Raw genomic sequence first — 15944 nt, 5'->3', positions numbered from 1 at the left:
GTGGAGCGCCACGCTGACCGAGGAGCACAACACCTCGCTCGCGTTCCTCCAGCTCCCACCGCTGCCCGGCGTGCCGGAACCGTTGGCCGGGAAGTTCGTGGTCGCGGTGCGTTTCGCATCGGTCGCGGAGCCGGGGATCGCAGCCGACGTTCTCGCACCGATGCGCGCTGCGGCCCCGACCGTCATCGACACGGTCACGACCATTCCGTACGCGGCGGTGGGGTCGGTGCATGCAGACCCGGTGGATCCGATGCCGACACGTGAGGCCACGACGATGCTCCGCGTGTTCGACGAGGAGGCGGCAGCGACCGTGTTGGTCATGACCGGCCCCGCGTCGAGTTCACCGCAGGTGATCGTGGAGCTGAGGCTGCTCGGCGGCGCTCTCGGCCGGCCGGGACCGCATCCCGACGTGTACTGCCATCGCGAGGCCGCCTACAGCCTCCTGTGCATCGGAGTGCTGGCGCCTCCCGTCGCCGATGCGGTGATCGCGCACGGCGAGGCAGTCGTGGAGGCTCTGGCACCGTGGTCGACCGGTGGCGCGTTGCCCAACTTCGCGGCGTCCGACGACCCCGCTCACCTCGCACGGGTCTACGACGAGGACACCCGGGCCTGGCTCGGAGCCCTGGCCGAACAGCACGATCCCGCGGGGATCTTCCGCGTCGGACAGGTGGTCCGGCTCGGCTGATCCGGTGTGGAGACGTCAGGCGCGAGCGCGCACCTCGAGTGTCTGGAACGTGCGGCCCACCGACCCCGTCGCGTCGTACAACGTCGAGGTGCACAGCCCGATGCCGTCGTCGCCGATCGCGGTGCGGGCCTGCACACCCACCCATTCGCCGACGGGTTCGCGCACGATCTGCACCGTCAGATCGGTGTTGAGGAACGTCCACTCCGTCGGATCGAGAAGCGCCGCGACGCCATTGGCGATGTCCGCCACGGCGAACAGTCCGACGATCGGCGACGTCTGCTCGCCGGCCACCACGGGATACCTCGGACGTGCCCACACCCGGCCGGGCTCCGACGCCGTCACCGGGCGGGCGCCCCGGAACTCGAGACTGTCGAGGAACCCGCCGTGCCAGTGGTCCGGAAATGCCCACCCGGCCTCGGACTCGTCCGGACCGGGCACCAACGGTGGATCGAGAGTCTGCCCGGCCGCCGAGGTGTCGGTCATCGCCACGCGCCAGGCCGTGGCACGCGCGACCGCCCTGGTCGACCCGTCGGGCAGATCCGCGACGAGGTCGGCCGACAGCATGGCGACCCGTCGACCGGGGCGTTCCACACGGGCCTGCACGGTGAGTTCTCCGACGGGCACCGGCCCGAGGATCTCCATCGTCACCCGCGCGAGCCGGGTGCCCGGCACCGGCGAACACTGCTCCAGTGCTCGCGCGAGCAGCGCCGACGGGGGAGCGCCGTGTTGCATGGTCTCCGCCCACACACTCGTGGTGAGCCGCGTGGCGCGATAGCGATCGGTTCCCTCGACACGGACGAAGAGTGCATCCTCGCTCACGCCGTGACCTCCGTCGGCTCGCTCGGCCACCCCGGGTACTCGGGCGGAGTGCCGCCGAAGGACGGGCACAGGGCCTGGAAGTCGCACCACCCACACAGCTTTCCGGGCTTGGGGCGGAAGTCGCCCGTCTCGCCGGCGGACCGGATGGCCGTCCAGATGGCGGACAGCGTCCGTTCGAACCGGCGGAGCTCGTCCTCGTCCGGGGCGTAGGTGAGAATCTGGCTGTCCTTCAGGAACAGCAGGCGCAGCTGCGCGGGAACGATGCCGCGCGTGCGCATCAGCACCACCGCGTAGAACTTCATCTGGAACAACGCCTTGGCCTCGGCGATCTCGCGCGGCGCCTTGCCCGTCTTGTAGTCGACGACGCGCAGCTGCCCGGTGGGCGCGACGTCGATGCGGTCGATGTAGCCGCGCAACAGCACGCCGTCGTCCAGTTCGGTCTCGACGAGCTGCTCGCACGACTCGGGGTCGAACCGTGTGGGGTCCTCGAGCGAGTAGTAGGACGCCACGAGCGACTGCGCCTCGGCGACGAACTTCTCGCGCTCGTGCTCCTCGACGAGATCGGCCGCGTACTCGTGCGACACGACCATGGCGTCCCATTCCTCCTGCACGAGGGTGCCGGCCCGCGTCGAGACCCGGTCCGCCGCGGGCAACGCGTAGAGCGACTCGAGGGCGGAGTGCACGAGGGTGCCGCGCAACTGCGCCTTCGACGGCGGTGCGGGCAGGCGGTCGATGGCCCGGAACCGGTAGAGCAGGGGGCACTGCTTGTAATCCGCTGCGCGCGAGGGCGACAACGCGGGACGACGGCGAGGACGGTCGGGTGCCGCCGCGGCGACGTCGGTGACGACGGGGTCTTCGGTCGAGATGCTCACGGCGCCGACACTATGCCCGCTCACCGACACGATCCGGTATCTGCCCTACAGTTCCCCGGGGCGCGTCGCGCCCCGAGAGCGCCCCGCTTCGTGGGCGGGACCAGAGTGCACCGGAAAGAGGACCACCCGTGGAACCGACCGACACCGACACGTCTGCGCGCGCGAGCGGACCGTTCCGCGTCGGTGATCGCGTGCAGCTCACCGACGCCAAGGGGCGGCACTACACGGTGGTGCTCGACGCGGCCAAGGAGTTCCACACCCACCGCGGCGGGATCCGCCACGACGATCTGATCGGTGTCGACGAGGGCAGCGTCGTGAAGTCGACGAACGGCACCCCGTATCTCGCTCTACGCCCGCTCCTCGTCGACTACGTGCTGTCGATGCCGCGCGGCGCGCAGGTCATCTACCCCAAGGACGCCGCCCAGATCGTGCACGAGGGCGACGTCTTCCCGGGTGCCCGCGTGCTCGAGGCGGGTGCCGGTTCCGGCGCCCTGACGTGTTCGCTGCTGCGTGCCGTCGGTCCGCAGGGGCGCGTCATCTCCTACGAGGTGCGCGAGGACCACGCCGTGCACGCGGTGCGCAACGTGGAGACCTTCTTCGGCGAGCGGCCGGAGAACTGGGACCTGGTGATCGACGACGTCGCCGCGTTCGACGTCGCGCGTCACGAGGGCATGGTCGACCGGGTGGTGCTGGACATGCTGGCGCCGTGGGACGCACTCGACGCCGTCGCCGGTGCGCTGGTTCCGGGCGGCGTGCTGATCGTCTACGTGGCCACCGTCACGCAGTTGTCCAAGGTCGTCGAGGCCCTGCGTGCGCAGGAGTGCTGGACCGAGCCGCGGTCGTGGGAGTCGATCGTGCGCGGGTGGCACGTCGTCGGGCTGGCAGTGCGACCCGAGCACCGCATGCAGGGGCACACCGCGTTCCTGGTCAGTGCGCGTCGTCTGGCCGAGGGCACCGTCACCCCGAAACCGCAGCGACGGGCCGGCAAGACCCCCACCGAACCCGCCTGACACCGGGGGTTCATGCACCGACCGTGTGCCGTTCGTCCGCTGTCTGTCGGTGGTCGGTGACAGTGTCTGACCACGGTCGTCACACACGTTTGCGTTTCGCCCGGTAGCGTTGAGAAATCGCTTTGGGAGGAGTCCTGCATGAGCCCTACAGACAACCCGGACCAGTCCGCAGTCCTGGCCGAACTCGATGCCCTGCGAGCCGAGGCCACCGTCCTGCGCCGACAACTCGACGCTTCCCGTGGGGGTGCGCCGTCGGCGGACACCCGTAACACCGACGTGCGTGATCTCGAGTCGCGGGTCGACTCGCTCTCCACGCGCAACACGAAGCTGATGGAGACGCTCAAGGAGGCGCGCCAGCAGCTCATCGCCCTGCGCGAGGAGGTCGACCGGCTCGGCGCACCGCCCAGCGGTTACGGCGTCCTGGTGCACACCTACGACGACGCGACGGTGGACGTGTTCACCTCGGGCCGCAAGATGCGCCTGACGTGCTCGCCGAACGTCGACGCCACCGCACTCCGGCCCGGCCAGACCGTGCGTCTGAACGAGGCCCTCACCATCGTCGAGGCGTGTGAATTCGAACGCGTCGGCGAGATCAGCTCCCTTCGCGAGATCCTCGAGGACGGCAAGCGCGCCCTTGTCGTCGGCCACGCCGACGAGGAACGTGTCGTGTGGTTGGCGACTCCGCTGCAGGAGATGGCCGACGACGAGGCACCGGAGGATCCGGACGGGCCGTCGCGCCGCCTGCGCCCCGGCGACTCGTTGCTGGTCGACACCAAGGCCGGCTACGCCTTCGAGCGCATTCCCAAGGCCGAGGTCGAGGACCTCGTGCTCGAGGAGGTCCCCGACGTCGGCTACGAGGACATCGGCGGCCTCGGGCGGCAGATCGAGCAGATCCGCGACGCCGTGGAACTGCCCTTCCTGCACAAGGATCTGTTCCGTGAGTACTCGCTGCGCCCGCCCAAGGGTGTGTTGCTTTACGGGCCTCCCGGGTGCGGCAAGACACTCATCGCCAAGGCGGTCGCCAACTCACTGGCGAAGAAGATCGCCGAGGCACGGGGGCAGGACGCACGCGACGCGAAGTCCTACTTCCTCAACATCAAGGGCCCCGAGCTGCTCAACAAGTTCGTCGGTGAGACCGAGCGCCACATCCGGTTGATCTTCCAGCGAGCTCGCGAAAAGGCGTCCGAGGGCACTCCCGTCATCGTGTTCTTCGACGAGATGGACTCCATCTTCCGTACACGTGGGTCGGGCGTCTCGTCCGACGTGGAGACCACCGTCGTCCCTCAGCTGCTGGCCGAGATCGACGGTGTCGAGGGCCTCGAGAACGTCATCGTGATCGGTGCGTCCAACCGCGAGGACATGATCGACCCGGCCATTCTGCGCCCGGGCCGTCTGGACGTGAAGATCAAGATCGAGCGCCCGGACGCCGAGTCCGCGCTCGACATCTTCTCGAAGTACCTCGACGACTCGCTGCCCGTCAACGCCGACGATCTCGCGGAGTTCGGCGGCGATCGCGCTGCCTGCATCCGCGGCATGATCGAACGCGTCGTCGAGCGCATGTACGCGGAGAGCGACGACAACCGATTCCTCGAGGTCACCTACGCCAACGGTGACAAGGAGGTCCTGTACTTCAAGGACTTCAACTCGGGCGCGATGATCCAGAACATCGTCGACCGCGCGAAGAAGTACGCCATCAAGTCGGTGCTCGACACCGGGACACCGGGTCTGCGCGTCGGACACCTCTTCGACTCCATCGTCGACGAGTTCGCCGAGAACGAAGATCTGCCCAACACCACCAATCCCGATGACTGGGCGCGCATCTCGGGCAAGAAGGGTGAGCGGATCGTCTACATCCGCACGCTCGTCACCGGTAAGAACGCCAGTGCGAGCCGCTCGATCGACACCGAGTCGAACACGGGTCAGTACCTCTGACCGCCCACCTGTAGCAGCGCCGAGACGATCACGCGGGTGTCCGGAACGAAGGGCCACGCGGGATCGTCCAGGTGTGTCAGCACCTCGACGTCCGACCACCACCAGCCGTCCGCGATCTCGGACGGCTGGTGGTGCATCGGCCCGTCGTGACGCACCTCGTACGCGAACAGGTGGCAGCGCACCGTCGCAGCGCCGGATCGTCCTGTCCAGCGGCCGACCACCGGGTCGCCCGTCACGTCCGCTACGACGCCGAGTTCCTCGGCGAGTTCTCGCGAGGCGGTCTGTCGAGGGTCCTCCCCGGCATCGACGACCCCACCGGCCAGAACGTCGTGCATTCCCGCGAACACCGACTTGGTCGTCGTGCGGCGGTGGACGTACACGCGTGACCCGTCGGTGGATCGCACCAGCACGCCGGCACTCGCGTGCCACAGGCCGCGCTCGTACACCTCGGTGCGCGGCGCTTCGCCCACCACGTGGCCACGCTCGTCGTACACGGCCACGATCTCGTCGTCAGGCATGCGTCACCGCTCCCACTCGATCAGGGGTCACAGGGTCGATAGCCTAGGGTCGAGAGCATGCAGCGCATCATCGGCATCGAGGTCGAGTACGGAATTTCCTCTCCTACCGAGCCTTCCGCCAATCCGATCCTGACGTCCACCCAGGCGGTGCTGGCGTACGCCGCCGCGGCGGGTGTGCCGCGGGCCAAGCGGACGCGCTGGGACTACGAGGTGGAATCGCCGCTGCGTGACGCACGCGGGTTCGACCTGGGCCGGTTCAGTGGCCCGGCGCCGATCATCGACGCCGACGAGGTCGGCGCGGCCAACATGATCCTCACCAACGGCGCGCGTCTCTACGTCGACCACGCCCACCCGGAGTACTCCGCACCGGAGGTGCGCGATCCGCTCGACGCCGTCATCTGGGACAAGGCGGGGGAGCGCGTCATGGAAGCGGCTGCGCGCCATGCCTCGAGCGTGCCCGGCGCCCCGCGCCTGCAGTTGTACAAGAACAACGTCGACGGCAAGGGCGCGTCCTACGGCACCCACGAGAACTACCTGATGTCTCGCGAGACCCCGTTCTCCGCGATCATCGCCGGGCTCTCGCCGTTCTTCGCCTCCCGCCAGGTGTTCACCGGCTCGGGCCGCGTCGGCATCGGTCAGTCCGGGGACGAGCCCGGATTCCAACTCTCGCAGCGCGCCGACTACATCGAGGTCGAAGTGGGCCTCGAGACGACGCTCAAGCGCGGCATCATCAACACCCGCGACGAGCCGCACGCCGACGCCGACAAGTACCGGCGCCTGCACGTGATCATCGGTGACGCCAACCTCGCCGAGATGGCGACCTATCTCAAGGTCGGAACGACGGCCCTGGTGCTCGACATCGTCGAGGCCGGCGTGGACCTGTCCGATCTGCAGCTGGCCCGTCCGGTGACGGCGGTGCACCAGATCAGTCACGACCCGACGCTGCGCCGCACGGTCGCGCTCGCGGACGGTCGCGAGCTGACGGCGTTGGCACTGCAGCGCATCTACCTCGAGCGCGTCTCCGCGCATCTCGACGCACAGGGCGAGAAGGATCCGCGCGCCGCCGACGTGGTCGAGAAGTGGGCGATGATCCTCGACAAGCTCGAGCGCGACCCGATGGACTGCGCGTCCCTCCTCGACTGGCCGGCGAAACTGCGGCTGCTCGAAGGGTTCCGCAACCGCGAGGGACTCGGCTGGTCGGCGCCGCGACTGCACCTCGTGGACCTGCAGTACTCGGACGTCCGCCTCGACAAGGGTCTCTACAACCGGCTCGTCGCGCGCGGATCGATGGAACGGCTGGTCTCCGAGCAGGACGTCATGGACGCCGTCTCGAACCCCCCGACCGACACCCGCGCGTACTTCCGCGGCGAGTGCCTCCGCAAGTTCGGCCGCGACATCGCGGCCGCGAGCTGGGACTCGGTCATCTTCGACCTCGGTGGAGACTCGCTGGTGCGTATCCCCACCCTCGAGCCACTGCGGGGGAGCAAGGCCCACGTCGGTGCTCTGCTCGAATCGGTGGACTCGGCCGCAGAACTGGTGGACCAGCTCACCACCTGACGGTCCGCCCGTGCCGGACGTACGGTGGGTTGTCACCCTGTGACGGCGCATGCTCGGTAGGGTGAAGTTTCGCTGCGTGTCGAGAGAACACGCGGTTCGTGACGAGGAGGTCGGCTATGGCACAAGAGCAGACCACACGCTCCGGCGGTGGCGATGACGACGACGGTTCGGCCGAGGGCGCATCGGGTCAGGAACGACGCGAGAAGCTCGCCGAGGAGACCGACGATCTCCTCGACGAGATCGACGACGTGCTCGAGGAGAACGCGGAGGACTTCGTCCGCGCCTACGTGCAAAAGGGCGGCCAGTGACGGACGCGAACTCCGTTCCCCGTCCCCACGAGAGCGACACCACCCTGCGCTACGGGTCGCCGTTCTCCTCCTTCAGTGAACACCTGCGGGCCTACGCACCGCACCTGTTGCCCGAGAACCGTTTTCGTGCGGATCTCGCTCTGTCCCCGGAGGCGACGATGCAGTCCGACATCGCACCGCACGGCACCACCATCGTGGCCGTCACCTTCGACGGCGGCGTCATCCTCGCGGGTGATCGCCGCGCGACGATGGGCAACCTCATCGCCAGTCGCGACGTCGACAAGGTGTACGTCACGGACGACTACTCGGCCGCCGGCATCGCGGGAACCGCCGGCATGGCGATCGAGCTGGTGCGGCTGTTCGCGGTCGAACTCGAGCACTACGAGAAGATCGAGGGCGTCTCCCTCACCTTCAACGGCAAGGCCAACAAGCTGTCCTCCATGGTGCGGGCCAATCTCGGTGCGGCCATGCAAGGTCTGGCTGTGGTTCCGCTGCTCGTCGGCTACGACCTCGACGCCGCCGACGCCCGCCATGCGGGGCGCATCGTCTCCTACGACGTGGTCGGTGGCCGCTACGAGGAACGGTCCGGCTACCACGCGGTGGGATCGGGATCGCTGTTCGCGAAGTCGGCGATGAAGAAGCTCTACCGCGAGGACATGACCGAGGACGAGGCACTGCGCGTCGCGGTCGAATCGCTGTATGACGCTGCCGACGACGATTCGGCGACCGGCGGACCGGATCTGACCCGCGGCATTTACCCGACGGCGGTGGCCATCGGTGCCGGGGGAGCGAACCTGGTGGGATCGGACCGCATCGAGGCTCTGGCCCGTGCGGTACTGCAGGACCGATCGGAAGAAGGGGGTGCGCGCCGATGACGATGCCGTACTACGCGTCCGCCGAACAGATCATGCGCGATCGTTCGGAACTGGCGCGCAAGGGAATCGCACGCGGTCGCAGCGTGGTCGTGCTGACCTACGCGGACGGCGTGCTCTTCGTCGCCGAGAACCGGTCCTCCGCACTGCACAAGGTGAGCGAGCTGTACGACCGCCTCGGCTTCGCCGCGGTGGGCAAGTACAACGAGTTCGAGAATCTACGCCGCGCCGGCATCGTGCACGCCGACACCAAGGGCTACACCTACGACCGTGCGGACGTCACCGGACGATCGTTGGCCAAGGCGTACGCGCAGACGCTCGGCACCATCTTCACCGAGCAGCTCAAGCCGTACGAGGTGGAGATCTGCGTGGCCGAGGTCGGTGCCGTCGACGAGAGCCCCCGGTCCCAGCTCTACCGCATCACGTACGACGGCTCGATCGTCGACGAGGTCGACTTCGTGGTCATGGGCGGTGCCACCGAACCGATCTCGACGGTCCTGCGCGAGAAGTACCGCTCGGGGCTCGATCTCGACGCGGCGGTCGCGCTGGCAGTCGGTGCGCTCCAGGACTCCACGTCGACGCCGCCGACCAACGGTGCCGCGAGCGAGCCCGCGGAGAAGCGCGTCCTCGAGGTCACGAGCCTCGAAGTGGCCGTTCTCGAACAGACGCGGCCGAGGCGTGCGTTCCGGCGGATCTCCGGAGCGGCGCTCCAGGGACTGTTGCCCCCCGGTTCGGAACCTGCGGGCACCTGACCGACCGGCTACGAAGCACCCGTCACGCGCGCGGCGCGTCGGCGGTGCCCGTTCCGTACAGCGTGAGCAGCGAGGGCCGGGCCCGGTAGTCGAAGGCCCGGCCCTCGCCCGCCACCTCCCCGTCCACCGCCACCGCGACCGTGGTCTGCAGGTTGCGCACCGAGACCGCCGGCACCCGCAGATGGCGGTAGGTGGGCGACGTGCCGAGAGTCCCGGTCATCGCGGCGAGCGCGAGGCGGGTACGCGAGAGCCGCATGTGCGCGCGCAGGAACCGCACGTCCAGCACACCGCTCGCGATCGACGGCCGCGACATGGGCACCTGATCACCCGGCGTGTAGGTGCCGTTGCCGACGAACATCATCCACACCGAGTCGCGGCGCCCGTCGATCTCCACGTGCATCGGCTCGGCCACCGCCAGGACGGCCACCATCGCGGCCGCGGCCGCGGGCCACTTCCCGATGCGTGAGCTCCACTTGTCCCGCAGCCGAACCGAATCCGGGTAGCCCCCGATGCTGGCGGTGTTGACGAAGAGGATCTCCTCACCGCCGTCGATGCTCACACCGCCGAGATCCACCCGGCTGGACGCGCCGCGAGTGACGGCGTCCGCGGTGACCGACACCTCCACCGCGCCGACGTCCCGTGCGAAGTGGTTCAGCGTGCCGCCGGGGAACACCGCGAGAGGAAGCCCCGTCCGCACCGCGGCCGCGACGGCAGCGGCCACCGTGCCGTCCCCTCCGCAGACTCCGAGCGCGAGCACGTCCGATCCTGCGGCGCGGACGAACTGGGCGGTGAAGTCGTCGTCGGCGTCCGGCTCGAGGAACCGCGCCCTCGGCAGGGCCTTCGCCACGTCGGCGACGACTTCCGAATTGTGGGTGCCCGCGCCCGGATTGACCAGCACGAGCATTCCCTCACCCTCGTGCAGGGCGGGCGCCGGCCCCGCGGGGCCCAACTCGGCCGACTCGGTGGAGCGCACGGCCCACCAGCGGCGGGTCGACAGCGCGACCGCGACCCCGAGCGCCGCGCCCACCACCACGTCCGACGGCCAGTGCACACCGACGTGCACTCGCGAGTACGCGACGGTCGCGGCCAGCGGGGCGACGAGGAGACCGGCGAGCGGAGCCTCGAGCGCCACGCCCGTCGCGAACGCCGCGGCGGAGGCGGCGTGACCCGACGGGAACGACGACGACACGGGTGGGGTCATGATCCGCCGGAGCGCGGGGACCGACGCGGCCGGTGGACGATCGCGGGGGAGCAGCGGCTTGAGCACCCCGTTCGCGAGCGAGCTGGCACCCACGACCGCGAGCATGCCGCGTACGGCACCTCGTCGTCGGGGGCCGCCGGACGCGGCGAGCGCCGACGCCACGATCGCCCACAGAACACTGTGATCGGCGAGCCCGGTGAGCGTGCGCAGCGCGGGGTCCAACCCCGACGGTCGCGACGCGAAACTGGCCTTCACCAGCGCCAGATCGACGGAACGGGTGCGGCCGCGCAGCGATCGGGGATTCACCTGCGCCACACTACGGCTGCCACGGGCTCGGGTAGCCGATGCCGCGGTCGATGCCGTTGTACTGTCGAAGTGTGCAGCGACGAATCATGGGGATCGAGACCGAGTTCGGTGTGACGTGCACGTTCCACGGGCACCGTCGACTCAGCCCGGACGAGGTGGCCCGGTATCTGTTCCGGCGTGTCGTGTCGTGGGGACGCAGCTCCAACGTGTTCCTGCGCAACGGTGCGCGGCTCTACCTGGACGTCGGCTCCCATCCCGAGTACGCCACTGCCGAGTGCGACAGCCTTCTGCAGCTGGTCACGCACGACCGCGCCGGCGAGCGTGTTCTCGAGGACCTGCTCATCGACGCCGAGCAGCGTCTCGTCGAGGAGGGCATCGGCGGCGACATCTACCTGTTCAAGAACAACACCGACTCCGCGGGCAACTCCTACGGCTGCCACGAGAACTACCTCGTGGTGCGCGCCGGCGAGTTCTCCCGCATCTCCGACGTGCTGTTGCCGTTCCTGGTCACCCGCCAGCTCATCTGCGGCGCGGGCAAGATCCTGCAGACGCCGAAGGCCGCCACGTTCTGCCTCTCGCAGCGCGCCGAGCACATCTGGGAGGGCGTGTCGTCCGCGACCACCCGCTCACGACCCATCATCAACACGCGTGACGAACCGCATGCCGACGCCGAGAAGTACCGTCGTCTGCACGTCATAGTCGGCGACTCCAACATGGCCGAGCCGACGACCATGCTCAAGGTCGGCACCGCAGCGCTCGTCCTGGAGATGATCGAGGCGGGCGTCTCGTTCCGAGACTTCGCCCTGGACAACCCGATTCGCGCCATCCGCGAGGTGTCCCACGACTCGACGGGGCGGCGCCCCGTCCGTCTCGCGGGGGGACGCCAGGCCAGTGCACTCGAGATCCAGCGCGAGTACCACGCCCGCGCCGTCGAGCACCTGCGCAACCGCGAGCCGGACGCGCAGATCGAGCAGGTCGTCGACCTGTGGGGCCGCACCCTCGACGCCGTCGAGGCGCAGGACTTCGCCAAGGTGGACACCGAGATCGACTGGGTGATCAAGCGCAAGCTGTTCGATCGCTATCAGGACAGGTACTCGATGGACCTGTCCGACCCGAAGATCGCCCAGCTGGACTTGGCCTATCACGACATCAAGCGCGGCCGCGGCGTCTTCGACGTGCTGCAGCGCAAGGGACTGGTCAAGCGCGTCACCGAGGACGACCAGATCGACGAGGCGGTGAACACGCCGCCGCAGACGACACGCGCGAAGCTGCGTGGTGAGTTCATCAGCGCCGCACAGGAGGCGGGACGCGACTTCACCGTCGACTGGGTGCATCTCAAGCTCAACGACCAGGCTCAGCGCACGGTGCTGTGCAAGGACCCGTTCCGCTCGGTCGACGAGCGCGTGGAGCGCCTGATCGCGTCGATGTAGAGGCCGACGGTCCTCCTTCTCCACAGGAGTCCCGTCCTCCCCACCCCGGCGATGCGCACGGGTGGGGAGATGCTCAGCCACTAGGCTGGGTCGGTGGCGATCTCCAAAGTCGAGCGGTTGATGAACCTCGTCATCTGCCTGCTCTCGACACGGCAGTACCTGACCGCCGAGCGCATCCGCGAGTCCGTCGCCGGATACGAGGACTCGGCGAGCGACGAGGCCTTCAGTCGCATGTTCGAGCGCGACAAGAACGAGCTGCGTGATCTCGGCGTCCCGCTCGAGACCGGTCAGATCTCGCGCTTCTCGACGGTCGAGGGGTACCGCATCAACCGCGATCGGTACGAACTCCCCGACGTCGACCTGGCCAGCGACGAGGCCGCTGCGGTCGCCGTGGCCGTCCAACTCTGGGAGTCGCCCGAGCTCACCTCCGCCGCTCAGAGCGCGATGTTGAAGTTGCGCGCCGCGGGCGTGCAGGTGGACACCGAGAACTCGCCGGCCGCCGTGACCGCCGTTCCGTCCCGCAGTCGAGGTTCCGAGCCCGCGCTGGGCAAGCTGCTCGCCGCTATCGACGCCGGCCGGTCCGTGCGGTTCTCGCACCGCTCCACCCCGGCCGCCCCCTTCCGAGTGCGCACCGTCGAGCCGTGGGGAGTGGTCACCCACTCCGGACGGTGGTACCTCGTCGGGCACGACACCGAGCGCGACGCCGTCCGTACCTTCCGCCTGTCACGGATCGGGGACGACGTCGTGGCCTTCGGACCGGCGGGATCGGTGCGCAAGCCCGACGATGTCGATCTCGGTGTCATCGTGGCCCGCGCCGCCGCGAGCGGTGACGTGGCGGGCAGCGCCGACGTCTGGGTGTCGGAGGGACGCGGACTCGAGCTGCGCCGTCTCGGCACCGAGGTGGAGACACGTGATCTCGTGGGGCGACGCGGTTCCGTGGTCCGCATCCCGGTGCGGTCGTGGGAGTGGATCGCCCGGGTGGTCGCCGGCCACGGCGCCGACGCGATCGTGCTGTCGCCGACCGAACTCCGCGACATCGTCGTCGGCACCCTGTCCGTGAGCGCGCACCGCGCGCCGACCGACGCCATCTCGCCCGGGAGCAGCTCATGAGCGTTCGCCTTTCCTCGCGGCTGGCCCGGCTGCTCAACCTCGTGCCGTACTTCATCGCCAATCCGGGTATCAGCGCGGCCGACGCCGCGGCCGAGCTCGGGGTCACGACCAAACAGCTGATGGACGACCTGAACCAGCTGTGGATGTGCGGACTGCCCGGATACGGTCCGGGCGATCTCATCGATCTGTCGTTCTCCGAGGACAGCATCGAGGTCACGTTCTCCGCAGGTATCGACAGGCCGCTGCGTCTGACGTCAACGGAAGCGACCGCGCTGCTCATCGCGCTGCGGTCACTCGTCGAGATGCCCGGCATGGTGGACCCGTCCGCGGCGTACCGCGCCATCGCGAAGATCGAGGCCGCGGCGGGTGTCGCGGCGGCCGAGGGGCCGGACGACACGCCCGAGCCGCAGGAGAGTCCCAGTGTCACGACCGTCCGTGGGGCGCTCGCCCGCGGTCGCGCGCTGCACATCACCTACTACTCGGCATCGCGGGACGTGGTGTCCGAACGCACCGTCGATCCGTTGCGCATCGTCCTCGTCGATGATCAGAGCTACCTGCAGGCCTGGTGCCGCGACGCGGAGGGCGTCCGGCTGTTCCGGCTGGACCGCATCGATGCCGCGACCGAGCTGGACGAGCCGTCCGCACCGCCCGAGCAGGCCCGGACCGGTGGGGACGCACTCGATCTCTTCCACGACGATCCGTCACTGCCGCTCGCACGGCTCGTCATCGCACCCGACCACGTGTGGATTCTGGACTACTACCCCATGACGCAGACCGCTGCGCACGACGACGGCTCGATCGAGGTCTCGATGCGATTCGCGACGCTCGACTGGATGAGCCGTCTGGCGCTGGGTCTGGGGTCGGGAGTGCGGGTGCTCGGACCGCCCGCACTGGTTCGTGAGGTCACCGCTCGGTCGCGCGACGCCCTCGACGTCTATCGCGCCGTCTCGGGAGCGTGACCGGCCCATCTCGAGTCGTCCGGACATGCAGGACTCGTCCGGTGAACTCTCGGCGAACGGTCGGTACGCGGGTCCACCGGACACCGGGTGGGAGCCCTCGGGTCCGGTAGCATCGAATCCACCGAAACTGGGAGGTTTTCATGGGTGCGTTACAACCCTGGCACTGGATCGTCCTGATCGTCGTGCTCGTACTGCTGTTCGGATCGAAGAAGCTGCCCGAGGCCGCACGTGGCCTGGGACGCTCGATGCGCATCTTCAAGAGTGAAGTGCAGGAGATGCAGAACGACGGCAAGAAGCCGGACACCACCACGAACACGGCGCCGGCACCGCAGTCGCAGTTGCCGTCCCCGAACACGGTCACCCCGACCGTCGCGTCGACCGAACCGACGCACGAGCAGCACCCGCGCTCGGCCTGACACTCGCAGGCACCACGGTCGGGGCGATGTCGCCTCGGCCGTTTCGTGGGTGGTGACCGAGGTTCGCGCCCGCTGCGGCGTGCGCACCTCGGCACCCGTCACCGCGAACCACAGTCTTCAGTCCAGGCACCGCAGTCGACAGGCGAAGAGTCACCGTGCGCATACCGTTCGATCCGCGACAGCGCAGGCGTCGCGTCAATCCCGACGGCACCATGTCGTTGGTGGAGCATCTCTACGAGCTCCGCACGCGTCTGCTGTGGTCGATGCTGGCCATCGTCCTCACCACGATCGTGGGGTTCTTCTGGTACTCGCACTCGCTGCTGGGCATCGAGTCGCTCGGTGACCTGCTCCGCGGGCCGTACTGCTCGCTCCCGTCCGAGAGTCGTGCCGAGCTCACCGACGACGGCACGTGTCGGCTGCTCGCCACCGGACCGTTCGAGCAGTTCATGCTCCGGTTCAAGGTGGCCATCACCGCGGGCGTCGTGCTCGCCTGCCCGATCTGGCTCTATCAGGTGTGGGCGTTCATCACGCCCGGCCTCTACCGCCAGGAACGGCGCTACGCCATCTCGTTCGTCACGGCGGCGGCCGTGCTCTTCGTCTCCGGCGCCGTCCTCGCCTACATCGTCGTCGCGAAGGCCCTGCACTTCCTGCTGACCATCGGCGACAACGTCCAGGTCACCGCTCTCAGTGGCGCCGAGTACTTCGGCTTCGTCATCAACCTGCTCGTCATCTTCGGCGTCAGCTTCGAGATCCCGCTTTTGATCGTCGCGCTCAACGCCGTCGGCGTCCTGAAGTACGAGAAGCTCCGCGGCTGGCGTCGCGGGCTCATCTTCGCGATGTTCGCCTTCGCCGCCGTCGTCACGCCCGGCGGTGACCCCTTCTCGATGACCGCGCTGGCGCTCGCGCTGAGCATCCTCGTCGAGTTCGCCATCCAGATCGCGCGCGTCAACGATCGACGGCGCGCACGGCGCGAGACCGAGGAGTGGGGGAACGTCTCCGATGACGAGGCGTCGCCTCTCGACACCTCGGCCGCCCCGGTCGGCAGGCCCGTCCCGGTGCGTCACGACGCCGACGCCGACTACTCCGACACTCTCTGAGTTGCCCACGCTGTCTGAGTGACCCCCATCGGCGGACACCCTCTAATCTGGAGTCGTGGCCAATCACAGCGGGCAGCAGAACACCGGCGACATCCGGACT

General features: G+C 68.7%; 15 protein-coding genes and 1 pseudogene. 12 read left to right on the top strand and 4 right to left on the bottom strand.

The genetic code is table 11. The features are described from left to right. Window positions 1-685 (top strand): annotated as a pseudogene (locus ASG69_RS23040) (FAD-binding oxidoreductase); the annotation flags it as partial. Window positions 686-700: 15 nt separating this feature from the next. Here the strand turns inward: ASG69_RS23040 and ASG69_RS10440 are convergent. Together ASG69_RS10440 and ASG69_RS10435 are read right to left on the bottom strand one after the other, a co-directional pair. Next, entirely contained in the window at window positions 701-1504 is an 804-nt protein-coding gene (locus ASG69_RS10440) for a thioesterase family protein (protein ID WP_056445157.1), read from the bottom strand. Next, the gene (locus ASG69_RS10435) at window positions 1501-2376 is read right to left on the bottom strand and encodes a RecB family exonuclease (protein ID WP_027505352.1); all 876 of its coding nucleotides are present in this window, start codon (window positions 2374-2376) and stop codon (window positions 1501-1503) included. Before ASG69_RS10435 ends, ASG69_RS10440 begins: the two co-directional genes overlap by 4 nt. A 128-nt stretch (window positions 2377-2504) precedes the next feature. Between ASG69_RS10435 and ASG69_RS10430 the strand changes: the two genes are divergently transcribed. Together ASG69_RS10430 and arc are read left to right on the top strand one after the other, a co-directional pair. Beyond that, a complete protein-coding gene (locus tag ASG69_RS10430) occupies window positions 2505-3386 on the top strand; it encodes a tRNA (adenine-N1)-methyltransferase (protein WP_027505353.1) in 882 nt (293 codons plus the stop codon). A 138-nt stretch (window positions 3387-3524) separates the two neighbouring features. Continuing rightward, complete coding sequence (gene arc, locus ASG69_RS10425) at window positions 3525-5318, top strand: proteasome ATPase (RefSeq protein WP_027505354.1); 1794 nt, start codon at window positions 3525-3527, stop codon at window positions 5316-5318. Here arc and ASG69_RS10420 read toward each other — a convergent pair. Next, window positions 5306-5836: an NUDIX hydrolase gene (locus tag ASG69_RS10420; protein ID WP_056444586.1), complete on the bottom strand. Its 531-nt coding sequence runs from the start codon at window positions 5834-5836 to the stop codon at window positions 5306-5308. The two genes, arc and ASG69_RS10420, sit on opposite strands and share 13 nt — an antisense overlap. A 57-nt stretch (window positions 5837-5893) precedes the next feature. On the opposite strand from ASG69_RS10420, the gene dop reads away from it, so the two are divergent. The 4 genes from dop (at window position 5894) to prcA (ending at window position 9325) form a co-directional block, all read left to right on the top strand. After that, on the top strand, window positions 5894-7393 hold the full coding sequence (gene dop / locus ASG69_RS10415) for a depupylase/deamidase Dop (protein ID WP_027505356.1): 1500 nt from the start codon (window positions 5894-5896) through the stop codon (window positions 7391-7393). A 116-nt stretch (window positions 7394-7509) separates the two neighbouring features. Then, window positions 7510-7701, top strand: a complete 192-nt coding sequence (locus tag ASG69_RS10410) for a ubiquitin-like protein Pup (RefSeq protein WP_027505357.1) — start codon at window positions 7510-7512, stop codon at window positions 7699-7701. Beyond that, the gene (prcB, locus tag ASG69_RS10405; protein ID WP_027505358.1) at window positions 7698-8576 is read left to right on the top strand and encodes a proteasome subunit beta; all 879 of its coding nucleotides are present in this window, start codon (window positions 7698-7700) and stop codon (window positions 8574-8576) included. Before ASG69_RS10410 ends, prcB begins: the two co-directional genes overlap by 4 nt. Then, a complete protein-coding gene (gene prcA / locus ASG69_RS10400) occupies window positions 8573-9325 on the top strand; it encodes a proteasome subunit alpha (protein WP_027505359.1) in 753 nt (250 codons plus the stop codon). Before prcB ends, prcA begins: the two co-directional genes overlap by 4 nt. 22 nt (window positions 9326-9347) lie before the next feature. Here prcA and ASG69_RS10395 read toward each other — a convergent pair whose 3' ends face one another. Then, window positions 9348-10832 (bottom strand): bifunctional phosphatase PAP2/diacylglycerol kinase family protein, encoded by a 1485-nt coding sequence (locus ASG69_RS10395; protein WP_235578916.1) that lies wholly within the window; start codon window positions 10830-10832, stop codon window positions 9348-9350. A 71-nt stretch (window positions 10833-10903) separates the two neighbouring features. Between ASG69_RS10395 and pafA the strand changes: the two genes are divergently transcribed. From pafA to tatC, 5 genes are all read left to right on the top strand, one after another. After that, the gene (gene pafA / locus ASG69_RS10390) at window positions 10904-12262 is read left to right on the top strand and encodes a Pup--protein ligase (protein WP_197027762.1); all 1359 of its coding nucleotides are present in this window, start codon (window positions 10904-10906) and stop codon (window positions 12260-12262) included. 93 nt (window positions 12263-12355) lie between these two features. After that, entirely contained in the window at window positions 12356-13372 is a 1017-nt protein-coding gene (locus ASG69_RS10385) for a helix-turn-helix transcriptional regulator (RefSeq protein ID WP_056444580.1), read from the top strand. Then, window positions 13369-14331, top strand: coding sequence for a helix-turn-helix transcriptional regulator (locus ASG69_RS10380; RefSeq protein ID WP_056444576.1), 963 nt, complete (start codon window positions 13369-13371; stop codon window positions 14329-14331). The genes ASG69_RS10385 and ASG69_RS10380 overlap by 4 nt, the downstream gene beginning before the upstream one ends. Before the next feature lie 140 nt (window positions 14332-14471). Next, window positions 14472-14747, top strand: a complete 276-nt coding sequence (gene tatA, locus ASG69_RS10375) for a Sec-independent protein translocase subunit TatA (protein ID WP_027505364.1) — start codon at window positions 14472-14474, stop codon at window positions 14745-14747. A 155-nt stretch (window positions 14748-14902) separates the two neighbouring features. Beyond that, a complete protein-coding gene (gene tatC / locus ASG69_RS10370) occupies window positions 14903-15844 on the top strand; it encodes a twin-arginine translocase subunit TatC (RefSeq protein WP_056444573.1) in 942 nt (313 codons plus the stop codon). The last annotated feature ends 100 nt before the right edge of the window (window positions 15845-15944 follow it).

Source organism: Rhodococcus sp. Leaf225, assembly GCF_001426145.1.
Classification (GTDB): Bacteria; Actinomycetota; Actinomycetes; order Mycobacteriales; family Mycobacteriaceae; genus Rhodococcoides.
This window is presented reverse-complemented; position numbering and strand designations above follow the sequence as displayed.